Source organism: Shewanella woodyi ATCC 51908, assembly GCF_000019525.1.
Lineage (GTDB): Bacteria > Pseudomonadota > Gammaproteobacteria > Enterobacterales > Shewanellaceae > Shewanella > Shewanella woodyi.
Map to the genome: position 1 here is coordinate 2,869,018 of NC_010506.1, position 16,243 is coordinate 2,885,260.

Annotated in this window: 14 protein-coding genes; 7 read left to right on the forward strand and 7 right to left on the reverse strand. The window is 42.6% G+C overall.

The features are described 5' to 3' along the window. Positions 1 to 348: 348 nt before the first annotated feature. The gene (hmgA, locus tag SWOO_RS11965; protein WP_012324957.1) at positions 349 to 1,641 is read right to left on the reverse strand and encodes a homogentisate 1,2-dioxygenase; all 1,293 of its coding nucleotides are present in this window, start codon (positions 1,639 to 1,641) and stop codon (positions 349 to 351) included. 207 nt (positions 1,642 to 1,848) lie between these two features. Here hmgA and SWOO_RS11970 point away from each other — a divergent pair, with 207 nt between their 5' ends. From SWOO_RS11970 to SWOO_RS11980, 3 genes are all read left to right on the forward strand, one after another. Then, complete coding sequence (locus SWOO_RS11970; RefSeq protein WP_012324958.1) at positions 1,849 to 2,343, forward strand: MarR family winged helix-turn-helix transcriptional regulator; 495 nt, start codon at positions 1,849 to 1,851, stop codon at positions 2,341 to 2,343. Between the two features lie 360 nt (positions 2,344 to 2,703). Next, positions 2,704 to 4,647, forward strand: a complete 1,944-nt coding sequence (locus tag SWOO_RS26265) for a polymorphic toxin type 15 domain-containing protein (protein ID WP_229377348.1) — start codon at positions 2,704 to 2,706, stop codon at positions 4,645 to 4,647. Positions 4,648 to 4,661: 14 nt separating this feature from the next. Further along, positions 4,662 to 5,327, forward strand: a complete 666-nt coding sequence (locus SWOO_RS11980; protein ID WP_012324960.1) for a GAD-like domain-containing protein — start codon at positions 4,662 to 4,664, stop codon at positions 5,325 to 5,327. A gap of 622 nt (positions 5,328 to 5,949) precedes the next feature. Here SWOO_RS11980 and SWOO_RS11985 read toward each other — a convergent pair. Genes SWOO_RS11985 through SWOO_RS12000 form a run of 4 tightly spaced genes read right to left on the reverse strand, consistent with a single transcriptional unit; the run spans position 5,950 to position 8,400 of the window. After that, complete coding sequence (locus SWOO_RS11985) at positions 5,950 to 6,336, reverse strand: DoxX-like family protein (RefSeq protein ID WP_012324961.1); 387 nt, start codon at positions 6,334 to 6,336, stop codon at positions 5,950 to 5,952. 1 nt (position 6,337) lies between these two features. After that, positions 6,338 to 6,745: a DoxX-like family protein gene (locus SWOO_RS11990; protein WP_012324962.1), complete on the reverse strand. Its 408-nt coding sequence runs from the start codon at positions 6,743 to 6,745 to the stop codon at positions 6,338 to 6,340. An 18-nt stretch (positions 6,746 to 6,763) separates the two neighbouring features. Beyond that, complete coding sequence (locus SWOO_RS11995; RefSeq protein WP_012324963.1) at positions 6,764 to 7,237, reverse strand: DUF2269 family protein; 474 nt, start codon at positions 7,235 to 7,237, stop codon at positions 6,764 to 6,766. Between the two features lie 32 nt (positions 7,238 to 7,269). Next, entirely contained in the window at positions 7,270 to 8,400 is a 1,131-nt protein-coding gene (locus SWOO_RS12000) for a saccharopine dehydrogenase family protein (RefSeq protein ID WP_012324964.1), read from the reverse strand. 1,334 nt (positions 8,401 to 9,734) lie between these two features. Between SWOO_RS12000 and SWOO_RS12005 the strand changes: the two genes are divergently transcribed. The 4 genes from SWOO_RS12005 to SWOO_RS12020 all read left to right on the forward strand — a co-directional run bounded on the left by SWOO_RS12005 (position 9,735) and on the right by SWOO_RS12020 (position 14,391). Beyond that, positions 9,735 to 10,850: a TauD/TfdA family dioxygenase gene (locus SWOO_RS12005; RefSeq protein ID WP_012324965.1), complete on the forward strand. Its 1,116-nt coding sequence runs from the start codon at positions 9,735 to 9,737 to the stop codon at positions 10,848 to 10,850. After that, a complete protein-coding gene (gene ltaE / locus SWOO_RS12010; RefSeq protein ID WP_012324966.1) occupies positions 10,838 to 11,851 on the forward strand; it encodes a low-specificity L-threonine aldolase in 1,014 nt (337 codons plus the stop codon). The genes SWOO_RS12005 and ltaE overlap by 13 nt, the downstream gene beginning before the upstream one ends. 13 nt (positions 11,852 to 11,864) lie before the next feature. Further along, on the forward strand, positions 11,865 to 13,208 hold the full coding sequence (locus SWOO_RS12015) for an APC family permease (RefSeq protein WP_012324967.1): 1,344 nt from the start codon (positions 11,865 to 11,867) through the stop codon (positions 13,206 to 13,208). Positions 13,209 to 13,485: 277 nt separating this feature from the next. After that, positions 13,486 to 14,391 (forward strand): YeeE/YedE thiosulfate transporter family protein, encoded by a 906-nt coding sequence (locus SWOO_RS12020; RefSeq protein WP_012324968.1) that lies wholly within the window; start codon positions 13,486 to 13,488, stop codon positions 14,389 to 14,391. A 72-nt stretch (positions 14,392 to 14,463) separates the two neighbouring features. Here SWOO_RS12020 and SWOO_RS12025 read toward each other — a convergent pair whose 3' ends face one another. Together SWOO_RS12025 and SWOO_RS12030 are read right to left on the reverse strand one after the other, a co-directional pair. Beyond that, a complete protein-coding gene (locus SWOO_RS12025) occupies positions 14,464 to 15,390 on the reverse strand; it encodes a glycosyl hydrolase family 18 protein (RefSeq protein ID WP_012324969.1) in 927 nt (308 codons plus the stop codon). An 82-nt stretch (positions 15,391 to 15,472) separates the two neighbouring features. Next, a complete protein-coding gene (locus SWOO_RS12030; RefSeq protein WP_012324970.1) occupies positions 15,473 to 16,150 on the reverse strand; it encodes an EAL domain-containing protein in 678 nt (225 codons plus the stop codon). Between the last annotated feature and the right edge of the window lie 93 nt (positions 16,151 to 16,243).

Below are 16,243 nucleotides of genomic sequence, written 5' to 3' on the forward strand. Positions count from 1 at the left end.
AAAATTTTTGTCTCAAACAGTGAAAAGTGTCAGAAAATCTATATCCCCTACAGATTTAACCCATTTTAATTGTTGTTTTGATGTGATATTCCTATCAAATATATAGATGTAAAAACTTAGTGGGCGCTATGACACTAGACTAAGTAACCTGGCTAAGCTACCCAATTAAGTTACAGCAAATGATAATATACAAACAGTCAAAAAAAGCAGTAATAGAAATGCTCTGCTTTTCCTCGCAGTGAGCCTGCGAACGCTCTCGCAGGCACGAAGTGCCGTCCTAGCAGGGCGAAGCCCGCCTTTCTCAGCTCTTAACCTAGCAGCGAAGCCCGCCTTAGAATCTTCTCCGCTCTAACCCTTAAACTTCTTTTCAATCCCTTTCCAGCAGGCTGAATAGTTTGGCTGACGCTCAGTCCCCTCTAGCGCATACTTCGTCGGTGAGATGATGTAGCGTGACTCAAACATAAAGGCCAGGGTGTTTTCATAACGTTGTGGCGCCAATTCAGCGTTGGACGCTTTTTCAAAGACCTCAGCTTCAGGCCCATGAGGAGACATGCAGTTGTGAAGACTAGAACCGCCAGGTACAAACCCGTGCTCTTTAGCGTCATAGACCCCCTCAATCAAGCCCATAAACTCACTCATGATATTTCTGTGGTAGTAAGGCGGTCTGAAGGTGTTCTCTGCCACCATCCAACGTGGTGGGAAGACAACAAAATCAATATTAGCTACACCAGGCGTGCCTGATGGTGAGGTGAGTACGGTGAAAATAGAGGGATCGGGATGATCGAAACTAACTGTGTTGATCACATTAAAGCGTGCAAGATCGTATTTATAGGGCGCGCTATTACCAGTCCAAGCCACCACATCAAAAGGAGAGTGGCCAATATCACATCTGAACAGGTTGCCATTAAACTTGGCGACTAACTCAAAATCTCCCTCTTTATCCTCAAAAGCTGCAACTGGGTATTGGAAATCTCTGTCGTTAGCATATCCGTTCGCGCCAACTGGGCCGCGCTCGGCCAATACATATGAGTGGCCGTAGTTCTCACAGATATAACCACGAGCTGTCTCTGTTAACAGTTCTACAGAGAACTTAATACCGCGAGGAATAACCGCTATTTCACCCGCTTCAATGGCTAACTTACCACATTCAGTATGTAGCACTATTTTGCCATCTTGAGGAACAAACAACATCTCGCCGTCGGCATTATAAAAATAACGCCCCTCCATGGAGCTATTGGCAACGTAGATATGAATACCTATCCCAGTTTGACCATTAGCACTACCATTGGCAGCCATAGTGACTAAGCCGTCGATAAAATCAGTTTTGGTTTCAGGGATTGCTACCGGATCCCAACGTAACATGGTCGGTGGAGTGATAACCTCAGTGATAGGGGCTGTACGAACTAGGCCATTGTCTATTGCTTCATACTCACCTTGAACCACTGATGGACGAATGCGATAAAACCAGTTGCGGCGGTTATCACTACGCGGAGCGGTAAAGGCCGTGACATTAAACTGCTCGGCATAGAGATCATACTTTACCTTTTGAGGACTAAATTGTCCCTTAGGAAGTGCGCCGGGAAGGGCCTCTGTTTCAAATTCGTTGCCGAAGCCTGTCATGTACTCGAGATCTAATGCCATCGTTATTCGTCCATTCTTGTATTAGCAGATAAAACAATTTACTCTCACGTGAGACTAGTTTCAATCCCAAAGGGGCAAATAGTCGATTGGAAATGGGTTTAATCAGCGCAGAAAAAGATGAAAAATGCAGCAAGAGTGTAAACCTGGCTGTTTTAAGCTTATCTGCAGAGATTGCCGTAACTACTGGTATTGACCTCAGGGATCCCTATGTCACAAGCTAAACTGGCTCAAACTTCGATTTCATTAAACCAGTTTTTACCCTATAGACTGGTCAATTTAGCTCAAAAGGTCAGTGTAAACTTTGCCGAGGTGTACCAGTCAGAGTTTAACCTCACCACACCTGAATGGAGAATATTAGTCCACTTAGCCGAGCAGACACTTTGTGATAAAAGTGATGGGTCTGTTAGACAGCAATCAACAGGTATTAGCGCCAAAGAGTTAACAGAATTGGCATCGATGGATAAATCCACCGTCTCCCGCGCCGTCAAGCTTATGCTCGACAAGGGCTACATCACTAAGCAAGTCCATATAGCCGACAAGCGCGCTTTTACACTCACCCTTACCACAGCAGGCTTTGCTCTATATCAAACCATCGCCCCCAAAGCACTTGCATGGGAGGAGAGTCTTCTCAAGGCGTTAGATAAACAGGAATACCAAGCACTAATGCAGATTTTAGATAAACTCGATAGCAAACTGAGTTGATAACCGAGTTCCATCTTCACCGTCAAACCCAAGATAAAAGCTATGCACCACAGAAGGCCACGGAGCAAACCACAAATCTTCTGGGCCATTTATTGCTCGCTGGGCAACTTATTGCTCAACTCTGGGCCAGATCTTGCCCAGCATCTTCATAAAGATAAACAAAACACAGATAAACACTGAAAATTCCGTGTTGGTGCGCTTTTTGCTCTAAGCCATAGTTCAAAAGCCATAAATCATAAGATTTAGGTCCAAATACCTCGTTCTCAATTATGCCGTAACAGGAAGTCACGCAGAATGTCGATACGATTAGCCTCAGTTGATTCTCTAATGATTCAGGATGCTACACACATAGAATCCGACTTGTCAGTCTTAACAGATAGCGACTGGCAATCGATCACCCCCTCAGGCCGAAGCCCTGAAAGAGTCAAAAGTGAACTTGAGCAGGGCACATATGTGGTACTCAGAGATTCACCAGCCTCTCCTGTATTCTCTATGGAGCAAGGGATTCCACTGGCAAGCTCAGCGTTTGCCGGCGGGATTAGTGCGCAGACAGTTTCTCAGCTTACCAATCGTTTTCAATCTGCAGGCCGTGTAGGAGCAGCCGCTCCAAACAATGGCAACCTAGATCCTGCACCACCGCTTGACTATATTGCTGATACTTCTCAAGTCAAAGAGGCTAAAGAGGAGTCAAAACCTGCGCTGATTAGCGATAACTTTGGCAAGGCTCCACCTAAGCTTGAACTTCAGCTTTGTTACGATGACAGCGAAAAAACCTACGCCAGCGATGTGCCCTACAGTGTGATTTTTAGCGATCCTGGGAAAACTGTTATTAAAGGTGTGCTTAACGACCAAGGCTGGGCCATGGTCGAAGGCGGACCTAATTATCCCGCCAAAGTTATATTTGGTGATGAAGCAGAAAAAGCCGCCGCTGAATTAGCATTAAAAGACCAATATAAGCAACTTGATCAAGCACTCAATGACACAGCTAAGCAGGTAGTTGATCATCTACTGGCAGCAAAAGAGAAAGCCAAGCAAACTCAGCTTATTGAGGTAACTGAATCCTTTAAACTTGCCGTCGACAACAAGATTGCAGCGTTAAATGCCGAAAGTGAAGCTTTTGATAACCTCTCTTACCTTTCTCAAACATGGGAAATTGCCAAGGCAACAAAAGAGGGGGCATCAAACGGGTTTACTGAATATATCCCCGACTTAGGTGATTTTGGTGCATTGATGGATGCCGCCGATATAGATATCACCATGCTGATAGAGGCCATTAGCACAGGCAACATAGATACACTCGAGGCTAAATTACAGCAATGGAAGGACAGAGGTGGCCAAGGGCTCAATGAAGCTCGTAAAACCATGGAAACTCTCATACTGCTTCTAAGCGATCCAACGAGTCGCGAAATGTTAGCCAGTGTACCCAAACGAATCATTGCAGCACTACCAGAAGATCAAGTCGCCGAGTTAACCGCCTACCAAACAACCCAGTTGGGAATGGACACAGCAGTTGTTGGGGGTGGCGCCGCTGTAGGTACTTTAGCCGGCGGCGTCGGCGGCCCTGTTGCAGCAGGTATGTTATTTGCCGCCACCACAGCCCGTAAAGGCGGTAAAGCTTTAGAAGGCACGATCAATATCGTCGCTGATATTTCTAAATCTCTGAAAAAAATCAATAATCAGCATGACATTGTGCCCTACAAGAAAGACAATGAACTATCGCTGAGCAAAGGGCAACCAACAAGGAAAGATAAGGATGTTCAGAAGGTAAAACCTGTTGTCGCACCCAGACATAATGTAGCTTGCTTCAAAAAGAACAAAAAAGGTGATGCTGAAGAGTATGATAGACAGTTAAAAGGCCAACAAAATGGCCTAAATGATATGACAGTCCAGCAATACCTTGATAACCGTAAAGCATATAATGCTATTGGTCGCAAAGGGACTGGGGCTGCTCAAAAAGAAGCAAGGGAAAAGTTTAGAGATAAATTAATTTCTGAATATAAAAATGATCTTATTGATAGTGGTGAGTATTTCGGACAAGAAGCCGTGGAGAAAGCAACTAATTTAGCTATGAAAGAGATGAAGACCCTTAATGCACTTCATAACCCTGATATGATTGCTGGTGGCAAAGATGAAGTATTTGATTTGGGGAACTCTAGTGTGAACCAATCTATAGGTTCTCAATGGAAATCTAAGGGTACCGAAAAGTCAAGTCGTGTTGCGCTAATGGACATTGAGGCAGAAAAAGCACTAGCAGAGTCTGGGCCAAATACTAAGATGAATGTCGACCTGCATAGATGTAAATAGAAAGGTGTAAATAGATGAATAAGTTTTTTGATAACTTTTATAATTTCGCAGGCTTTGGTCCAGCTGTTAAATCTAAACAGCCAACGGCTGAAGAGCTTGAGTTCTTTGAAGATAAATTACCTAATCGCCTATTAGAATATTGGCAAGAATATGGTTTTTGCGGTTGGGGAGAAGGCCTTATTTGGGTTGTGAATCCTGCAGATTATGCTGATATATTAATGACTTGGTTAAGCGATACTCCCTTTGAAAATGCTGATAACTACTATGTCATTGCTCGTAGTGCATTTGGAGAGTTAATTGTTTGGGGGGAGAAAACGGGTCAAAGCATAGATATTAATGTAAATTTTGGAATGATTTTCCCAACGGATAACACTGAAAAATTAAAGAAAAGGGGGGAAGAGCGCTCTATCGAACTATTCTTTGCTAGTATGTCCAAAGATTCATTGGATAAAAAAGATCTCGATGAAAACCCACTTTTCGAACGTGCTATGGCCAAGCTTGGTCCATTAGAAGCTGATGAGATGTATGGTTTTGTGCCTGCACTTGCTATCGGTGGTGCACCTAAGCTCGAAAATCTTCAGAAAGTGAAAGTATTAGAGCACCTGACATTTCTAGCAGACTTAGGCGAAAAGACTGTAATGGCCGATATCGTTGCCATGTCTAATGCACTGCATAAATAATTCGTTTTCATCTAGTCAATTTTGCCAAAGTAGAGGATAGAAATCTCAAAGTTGGTTAAAAGTTAAGAGTAGGGGGATTACCTCTTACTCTCATAAAAACAAAAGCTACTCACCACGACGAATATGGTGAAACCATATGGTATGAGCGAGAGCTAGGGATAGCGAACTGGCTGTTAAAGATGGATATTATTTTCGGAGAAAATCAAAAGATCTAATCTAACTCTTAATCTTTACCTCCGTGGTCTCAACAACATCCTTGTTTAATAGCTAGTTCGCCAATCCTTGGCTCTCGCTCATAAGCTTATGGCTTCACCATATTCGCTGTAGCGAAGCGCTCCGTGGTAGAACTTTTTTGATCTACATTGTTAAACCCAAGATAAAAGCTACTCACCACAGAGGGTGAGCATAACGGTAGTTATAAGCTCCCGGCCTTCGCCAAGATGACGAAAGGGCTAAATCCTGAAATATATTTTTGTAGTTACTTGCTGGCTATACTCAATTTTAAGAACAAGCTTGCTTACTTAACAGTGGTAAGTGAGCCGTTTCTATCTATCTCTATCTCTATCTCTATCTCTATCTTAGCTTGTTAGCCGTCATCCCGGGCTTGTTCCGGGATCCAGCTTTACTTTTCTAGTAAGCGACTCTCTCTTTTAATTTCATTAAGCAAAATAAAGCTAAGGGCAATCAAGGGGAGGTTAGTGGTGACAGGATTGAAAGCTTCAATTAGCAAATGAGGTTGCATGAAGGTAACGAAACATAGTAGCGATGAAAGCGCGATAATATTGAGTAAAATGATTCTTTTAGAACGGTAGTAAATGAAGAATAGGATCCCAAATGCGATCTCAATAATACCAGTAAGCTTTATCACTAGGTATGAGAGTTCGTTCGATAGTCCTAAACTAGTTGTCATCACCATTTCTAAAGGTGCAATCTGTACAAGTTTCGGGAATATTCCATGATATAACCAACTAAATGAGATGATTACCCTAGCAACTTGTATCGATGGCATTTTAGACCCCATTAATCTTGTTTTCATTGTCAGACGTTGAGTTAAGACAGCTTAGATAGACATAACCAATCAAAACAACGATAGGAATATTTTTGGTTACTGGTCCAAATGGATGTAACCAAAACCCTATGTCGATAAAGGTCAGCAGTAAGGTATAGGTGACTATGACTGTTACTTGAGCAATGCAGCACAATTTACGTTTAAAGGGAATCAATAACCATATACCAATTAAAATGTCTAAAAAACCGCCAGAATAGATTGCAACATCGGCAAAGGAACCAGAGATATTAGCTTCAGTTAATATCTGATAACCAATTTCAGGTGAAAAAAACAGAGAAGTTAACCCCGTAAAAATCCATAAAAAGGCGAGTGAATAGATAGCGGCTTTTAGCAGCAAAGGTTGTGTCATTAGATTAAACCAGTTGTTTTAAGTGACGGGAAATGGCTTAAAAACCATTAACCAGAAGATGCCCAAAATAGCAATAAATGCAGGAATGCCTAGTAGTGTCCATATTTTCATGAGCGATTTAAACTCGGAGGTAACCTGATTTAATTCGACTGATATTTTTGCCAATTCGCGAAGCTGGTATTGGATTTTCAGAACAGGCAACCAGCATAATCCAATAAAAGAAAATAAGCCGAACACCCAATAAAACCAGGCTGATGAATAAGAGTACCCAAGCATATTCATTAATAGTATCCCAGTTACTATTTGGGTAATGACTGCAGGAGTCGTAAAAAACCAGTCGCCTAAGATAACGTGTTTAGTTGTAATATAGATCGCTTGCGGGTTGTTAGAACGATTAGCCATGAACATAAAAAAAGCGATGCCTGTCCCCGTGCCAGTGACAACTACCGCGGCAATAATATGAATGTATTTAACGACTAAGTAATATTCCACTGTGTCTCCAAGACTTGCATATTAAGGTTTTCTCAGCATGTTTTATCTTCAAAAAAGATATTCAATGCATCAAAGTATGAGTTAAATTCAGTGAGTTTAAGTAAACCTAGGCATGGCTTGGCTCCAGTAAATTGTGCGGGATCAAGCTTCTCTTCACACAAAAGTTTCCTTGCTAAGATAATGGTTGAAAGTGTGGGAATATGGGGGCCATTTCCTTGCGGGGCGTATAAAGTCCATTTTATCTGTTTTGCGCCCTGATTATTGTCTACACCGTTAATGGAAACTTGCATTGCCCCTTCGTCGCTACCTAGGGAGATAAATAGGTTGCTGGTACTCATGATTATTTTAGATAATGGTGCCCAGTTTGTTACTAAACCTATTTTTGCTAAATATGCCATCCCCACCATAGTTAGGTGCAATAGTGGTATCTCCAATCCAGCCTGAAAGCTAACTTGTTTAGATACACGATAACGATGAGGGAACAATTCTAAATCAGGTACATCTACATTTGCTAAATGCCGCTTTCCCACAAATAGACCAAAATCATTTACCTTTGAATCCATCCAACCATAGGCACCTTGCCATCGGCCATCTTTAAACACTTTTATTGCATGCCCCGTGTAAGACAGTATCCCTTCAATAGTTGCTAAACCCCGTTCAGCTTTATTTCCTGGAGCAATAGAAAGTTCAATTGAGTTAATAAGATTAAATTGCTTCTCGTAATGGTCGACAACTGCAGAAGATAAGCCGGGTACTGAGCTAGCGCCGCTAACAACCAGTAACTCCCTCTCTTTGGCTTGGGCATTTAACTCAGAAATATCACAAACAAATCGCCGATCATCGGCTAAGTCAATATAATGAGCACCACAGTCTAAACATGCTTTAGGTACGCGGTGATCTTGAGCTTGAAAAGGCCCACTGGTATGAATAACAAGGTAGGGTGAAATCTTAGCTAATTGATCTTTAAAGTGTTGAGAAAATATATCAATCACCAAAGGCTTGAGATCAGCGGCGGCACCTGGTTTAAGTTTTTCAATTAAGCTTAAAGCCTTATCGGAACTCCGACCGGCAATCATCACAGTGATCCCATCTATATCAGCAAGGTTTTCAACGATCCTTTTACCAAAGTTCCCGTAACCTCCTAGAACAACAACTTTTCTCACAAATATAGTCCTTTAGTCAGCACTTGATCCCATAAATATCGATGCCTAAGTAGTTCATCATTATAAGCATACTTTGTATACCATCGACAGTTAGTTTAACGACGGCTTAACTCAGCTATCAAATAGGGTTATGCATTCACCGTGGTAAAACTTTTTTGATGTTTATCGTGAAAGAAAAGCTATTTACCACGTAGGGTGAGCATAACGGTAGTTATAAGCTCGCGAACGAGAAATACGAGGTCGAACTGGCACTTAGATAGGGATATCGTTACGGAGAACACGGAGGTCTTGGAGAAAATCAAAATATAAAGCAAACAATGGACCCTGGCACAAGTCCGGGATGACGGCAGTGGGAGTAATTCGTTTGTAGTGGCTTTTTCCGTTAATCTTAGCTCTTAACCTCGAAGCGAAGCGCCCTAGAAGTGAGCTTGCGAACGCTCTCGCAGGATGGATCCTGTCCTTCTCAGCCTTTTACCGTCAGTGAAGCGTTCCCGTAGCCACAGGCTATTCAGTGAGCGAAGCGTGCTGTAGTCGCTAGCGACGTTCATCTTAGCTTTTCCTCGCAGTGAGCTTGCGAACGCTCTCGCAGGTACGAAGTACCGTCTTAGACTCTTCTTTGCCCATAACCTCGCAGGACAGAGTCCGATCTTCTACGTTTTGACCGTCAGCGTAGTGTTCCCGTAGCCATAGGCTATTCCGTTAGCGAAGCGTTCTGTAGTCGCTAGCGACGTTCATCTCTGCTTTTACTCGCAGTGAGCCCGCGAACGTTCTCGCAGGGCAAAGCCCGTCCTTTACCTGTACACAAGGCTGTCGGTAACGCTATCTATTTTGTGAAACCTCATCAGCGGTTTTTCTAATCTTTCTAATCTTTTTGACAAAAATCCTGTATCAATTTGTGTCTTTTAGACTTTTAAAGCGTCTTTAAAAGAGGGCGGTGTTTATGGCTCTTTGGTCGAATAAATCTCATTTGATGCCCCTAACGGAAGAGTGTGTTGATGAGAGCCACTGTGACAAGATAATCACAACTTAAGTTAACATAGTTGAAACAACTTGCATCTAGATCACCTATATACCTTCACTGTATGTGGGCGTGTACATGGCTTGATTGTTGCAATTTGTTGGTGATATGGTGGTTAATTGTTATTTATTTGCAGTGTTAACTGTTGTCTAGATATCAATCGGTATAAGCAAGTGAGCTACCCAGAGTTTTCGCGCATCCGATGCGGTGTAACGTTAAACCTAGTTCAGCTATGTTCCTCACTCATCAAAAGCGCTAAATTCTCGCTGAGCGATCACATCTTTATACTGATTGGTATAACTTAAGGACCTATTTTATGTTTATTCACCGATGTGAGCGTGTAGGTGAAAGTCTTTCGATTCAATTTTCTAATAATAATGAAGCAAACTTCAGTCTGTTTTGGTTAAGAGATCACAGTACCGATCCGTCCAGCCTTAACCCCAGTACATTACAACGAGATGTTGAAACCTTTTCCTTACCCGCTGTTCCAGGGCTAAAACAGTTCCAAGTGATTAATAACGGAGCTCAACTACAGATCCAGTGGTTGGACGGCGATCGAGTCAGCGAGTTTGATGCACATTTCCTTTTTAATATGGCCTGTACGCCAGTTGATGAACCACCATATCAGTTGTGGGCAAGCGAGTTACAAGAGCAAGTTCCAGATTTTGATTTTGAACAGGTAACGGCTAACGACGCTGCTTTTTTGCCTGTATTAGAAAGTATGGAGCAGTATGGTTTAGTGACATTTTCTGGCATGCCGTCAAATATGGAAGCGACTAAAAAGTTGCTCAATCAAGTCGGGTATATCCGAGATACCGTATTTGGCAGTTTATGGGACTTTTCAAATAACGGCGCTCATAGTGACAGTGCCTATACCAGTGTTGGCATAGGGCTACACACTGATAGCACCTATACAATTGACCCGCCAGGCTTGCAGTTATTGCATTGTTTGGCTTTTGATGGAGAAGGGGCTTTTAATCAATTTGCCGATGGTTTTAAAGTTGCTCAAACCATTAAGAGTGAAGATCCTGCCGCTTATGAGACGCTAAAAAGAATTAAGGTACCTGCACACTATATTGAACCTGGTATTCAATTAAGAGGCCAGCATGAGGTTGTGCGGGAAGATATTAATGGCCTGTTTGAACAGATTTGTTTTAACAACTTTGATCGCAGCCCATTTATGTTAAGTACAAGTGAGCAAAAGGCTTTTTATCATGCTTATGGTCTGTTTCAACGTTTAATTAATGACCCAAAATTTCAGGTGAGCTTTCAATTGCAACCAGGGCGAGCTGTCTGGTTTGATAATTGGCGTGTTCTACATGCGCGCAGCGCTTTTAGCGGTTTTCGTCATCTTGCTGGCGGCTACACGAATCGAGAAGATTACATCAGCAAAAAGTTAACCTTAAGAGGGAAAACACCATGGCAGGAGTGATCGATTTACGCAGCGATACAGTCACCCAGCCCTGTCAAGTCATGCGTACCTTAATGGTCGAAGCTCAAACGGGTGATGATGTTTATGGTGAAGACCCTAGCGTTAAACAGCTTGAATCTTTTGCAGCTGAGTTACTCAATAAACAAGCCGCGGTATTTTGTCCCTCAGGGACCCAAAGTAATTTGATGGGGCTACTGTCTCATTGTGGCCGAGGTGATGAGTTCATTGTTGGCAGCGCCGCACACACCTATCTATATGAAGGCGGCGGTGCAGCGGTATTAGGGAGTATCCAGCCCCAACCATTAAACCTGCAAAGTGATGCAACGATGGACCTATCGGAGCTGGAAAGTGCCATTAAGCCTAAGGACGTTCACTATGCCAGGACCAAGTTGATATGCTTGGAAAATACTCATGGTGGCGTCCCGTTGCCTGACGGTTACACTCAAGCCGTTAACGCAATAGCCCAGCGCCATAAGCTGGGGATGCATTTAGATGGTGCTAGATTATTTAATGCCGTTGTTGCAGGTAATACAAGTGCTGCAGCATTAACCGCTGATTTTGACAGTGTTTCAATCTGTTTATCAAAAGGCTTAGGCGCCCCTGTTGGCTCGTTACTGGTTGGCTCAAATGAGTTCATCGATGAAGCGAGGCATTGGCGCAAGATGTTAGGTGGCGGTATGCGTCAAGCTGGCATTATCGCTGCGGCAGGTTTATATGCCTTACAAAACAATATAAATCGCTTAAGTGATGATCACCGCCGAGCAAGCGAATTAGCAAGTGCGCTGGGGCAAATCGATGGGGTTAGTATCCCGCTAGGTCAGGCCCACACCAACATGTTGTATGTGAGCGTTAGCCAAGCGATGAGACAACGCCTTGCTGAGCATGAAGCCAATTACAATATATTGCTGCCTTCTGGGGAGCAGATGCGTTTGGTCACTCACTTAAATATTAATGATGATGACCTAAAAGCCATTATTGAATTATTTCAACAAGCGGCTTAACGCTAGGGCATCTATGACACAGAACATCACTTCACACCCACAAGATCACAGAGTCATGGGGTTTTGGCGCGTTTGGGCGCTTGCAGTAGGATGCGCTATTGGCTCCGGGATCTTTATGATGCCGACGTTATTAGCCCCTTATGGCATGTTAGGCTTGGGTAGCTGGCTAGTTGCAGGCGCTGGTACTGTGCTGATTGCACTGACATTCGCAAGGTTAGCAACCAGAATGCCTAAAACAGGTGGTTTGTATATTTACGCTGACTCAGGTTTAGGCTCTATGGCCGGATTTATTGTCGGCTGGTGCTATTGGATCTCCTGTTTAACCGCTGTAGCGAGTGTTGCCATTGCTTTTATCAGTTATCTGTCATCTTATGTGCCGATACTGGCGGAGCATAATCAAGCTGGGTTAATTGCATGTTTAGGCTTAGTTTGGCTGATTATCGGTTTAAATATTCGTTCAATTAAGGGCAGCAGCATATTTCAAGTGATCACGACCATTTTAAAGATCGTGCCCTTGTTAGTACTTGCAGTCTTAGGCTTAGTTAATATGCAGCCGGAAATGCTACCTGAGTACAATCCGACGGAGTTATCGCCAATTGCTGCTATATCTGCAGCGACTATGTTGGTGATGTGGTCATTTTTAGGGATAGAGTCCGCTACTGTTCCAGCTGGAAATGTGATCAAACCTGAAAAGACAATTCCAAGAGCGATTATTGCTTCAGTGCTGACTATCTTAGTCTTGTACATATTGGTGAGTTTAGCGGTGAACCTCACAGTGCCTGCAAATGAACTGAAAAACTCAACTGCGCCATTTAAGCTAGCTGCAGAACGGTTAATGGGACCAGTAGGCGCATTAGTGGTAACACTTGGCGCTTTACTGTCGACACTGGGGTCGTTAAATGCCAATACCTTAATGTGTGGACAGATGCCGATGGCCATCGCAACAAATGGGCTATTTCCCAAGCAATTTAAACGTTTATCTAAAAATGGTACGCCAGTATTTGGTTTGCTTGTGTCGGGCGCTATTGTCTCTGTTTTATTGGTAATGAATTACACCAAAGGTTTAATCGGTGCCTTCACTTTTTTAGTGATGATGGCAACATTAGCAACCTTGATGGCTTACACCTTGTGTGCCATTGCTGAGTTTTACTTTTTAAAACAGGATAAACCATCGGCTGCGCGAAACCGTGCTATCGTCCTTGGTATCGGCACCTTTGTGTATAGTTTGTTTTGTATTTTGGGAGCAGGGCAGGAAATTGTATTTTACTCTTTCTTACTTATTTTATTAGGTTTGCCAGTCTATGCATTACAAAGAAAACCAGAGACTAACATGAGTGAAGAGCTCTTCACCGACTAGTTGAACCTAGTAAATTGTAATAGCAAAATTGTATATTCACGGTCAATCTACCGCTCAAGGTATTACGCTAATCAGTTATGCTTTGAGCGCTTTTCATCATACATATTCTCATTGGTACCAAGCATCAAAGGCTAGCTGATTATTCTAGACTTTAACCACCTAGGTGGTATTAACACTTTATTTACCTCTAAATATATAGTATTTCTATCCACCTAAGTCTTTTGATTTAGTTTGTTAACTAACTTCTGTTCAGTAAGCTAGGGGAAGATGCCACTCTATGACTTTATTTTTTATCTCCATTGTACTTATTGCAGCACTTGGCTATCTAGCTCAATCAATAGGCTTGTGTATGGTGCGGGGGGTGAATCAAGCTGCCGACGGTAAACCTATGTTTCTGTTGGCGATACTCTTTAGTGGTGTTCTTTCCTGGATATCTATTCTTGTTGGCTACTACTTTGATATTCAAACTCCCTTTATCTCCTATGAGTTTTCACTTTGGGCGCTTTTTGGTGGCTTTCTTTTTGGATTTGGTGCGGCTGTAAATAACGGCTGTGGTGTTTCGACAATTAGCCGGTTGGCCCGAGGTCATCTGGCGATGTTGCTAACTGTAGGAGGTTGGTTAGCTGGCTGGGTACTGCTTACTAAATTGGCGCCGAATATCAATTTGGTCATATTCAACCTCTCACCGATATGGCACAACAGCATGTTGGCTTTGCTCTCTGTGATGATTCTATTTCTACTCTTTTCTATGAGTTCGTACAACCGTAAAGTATGGGTGAGTATGTTGTTGATTGGTTTAATGGCGAGCATCGTATTTTTAACGGAGCAACACTGGACACCCAGTGCACTGTTAAAAGATATTAGCCAATCTGTATGGTCGGAAGGTAAGGGGCTGTGGCCCACAACTGAGCGTTTTATATTAATTGCGGCTTTAGTTACAGGAATGCTTGTTGCGGCGCTTAAAGCCCGAACATTTCAGTTACTGCCAGTAAACTGTAGTCAGTGCATAAAACATCTAAGTGCGGGTGTGTTGATGGGCGTGGGGGCGGCGATTGCCAGTGGCGGAAACGATACTCAGCTTCTGCTCGCTCTGCCATCTTTCTCTCCGGCAGGTGTGAGCACTGTATTCTCTATGCTTGTTGGGATCTATCTAGGTAGAAAGCTTGTGGTATTAATGAAGTAAAAAGCAGATAGCAGTAATAACCTCTTGCAAGGCTATTACGCTATTTGTTCGTTCTGCTTATTGCAAGATTATCTAGACCACTTTGCTTGCGACTTTAGCCGCAAAGTAACCAGCTGGTGCATTTTGGGCTTCAAAATAGGGAGGATAGGATGAGGGCTGAGCATCGCAATTTAGACTCCAGCTCATTAGCCCACCAAACTGTGTCGAGTCAATCCCATACTCTCCAAGTTGAATGCTTTTTACGTTTGAGAGGACCTCTACAGGAATCGCCTCAAAATTGACTGTATCCCACAGGTTTGACTGTGTGGGCGCAGCCCCTGCGTTGCTTGGTATACCTATCACTATTTTGCTCGTACTTAATATCTCACCATCTTTTTGTAAGCTGTTGTAGGCCGCTGAGATGATGTTTGCTGAAGATTCTGAAACGAGTACATTTTTGTCACTCGGTAGCGGGTAGCTAAAGTAAGTTCCTGAGTTATAGGCTTGTACCAATATCGCATCAAAGTGAATCTGACTATAAAGAGGCTTTAGGCTTGCTCCACCTGGAATATTCAGAGTAGGTTGATCGGGTGTTCCAGCTAAAATAGGCGCTATGGTGAGCAAGTAGTTGTCGGCTAGTTGTAGACTGAGTTCGGCTGTAAAACTTGAGAGCGTATCGATATCAATGCTTGGATCTTCTAAATCAAGATCAATACCGTCAAGCTGCTCGCTTTTAAGCCCGCTTAATAGATTAGTTATCGTTTGCGACGTCAGTGACAATGTACCGCCAGCACCACCAACTGAGATAAGGTTTAAGGTATCTGGAGCTTCAAGTTGGCGAACTTCCTTTACCGCCCGCTGCAATTGAGGTGGTAGCTCACCATTAGCGTCTGTAAAACCAAATATAATAACGTTGTAGCTTTGTATCTGCTCCTTGGTAATGGCTGACATTGAACCGATTGCTGTAGTATCGATATACCCAACCATCGCAGTCCTAGGCCATTGCTTTATTTGTGACATATTCATCTCCTTTGAATTTTTGATGTGAGTTAACACAATAGTTGTGTGGCTGGTGAGTGGTTATTACTTAAGATTACACTTTCTAAAGATCAAGCCGTTGTGGCTGACCAAATAGATAGCCTTGAAAATAATCAACTTTGTCTAAAGTGAGTCTTTTATAAGTTTTTTCACTTTCGATCCCCTCTGCAATAACCTGAGTATTGATTTGGTGGCAGAAATCGATAAGGTGCTTAAAAGCTGGGTTGAGCTGTTCTTGCTCTGAATATGTGATGACCATTTTGCTATCTAGCTTAATAAAGTCAGGCCTTATATCGAATACTCGTTGAAAGTTTGAGTGTTCAACACCAAAATCGTCGATTGCAAATTGATAGCCAAGTGCCCTAAAGAGCAAGATCCTCTCCTGAAGCATGGCTGTGTTTTGATAAAGCATCTCATTTTCAGTGATCTCTATAATGACATCATCGACTTTAGAGTCTGATCTATAGAACTGATTGAGAAAGGTAAGTGCGCCATCGGATAATAGCTGGTCAAGGGTTAGGTTGATAAAAAGGCTTTCACCTTTCTGTCTAATCTTATGATAATTATCGAGGGAGGATATTACGCTTAATATCTCAAAACAAAATTCGGTATAGAGTTCAGGATATCGATTAAAAGTATCTAGGGAGATACCGTTAAACTCCCGTAGTAGCACTTCATAGCCAAAAACAGTACCGCTGGCTGTCATAATTGGCATTTTTACAAATTGATTATTTTTATCCATAAAAATATCTTATTTAATTAAAAAGTGAATTGTAGGTTATGAATGGTAATGCGGCTTGGCACTGTATATAGTAAGCAGAGTTATACGATAAAA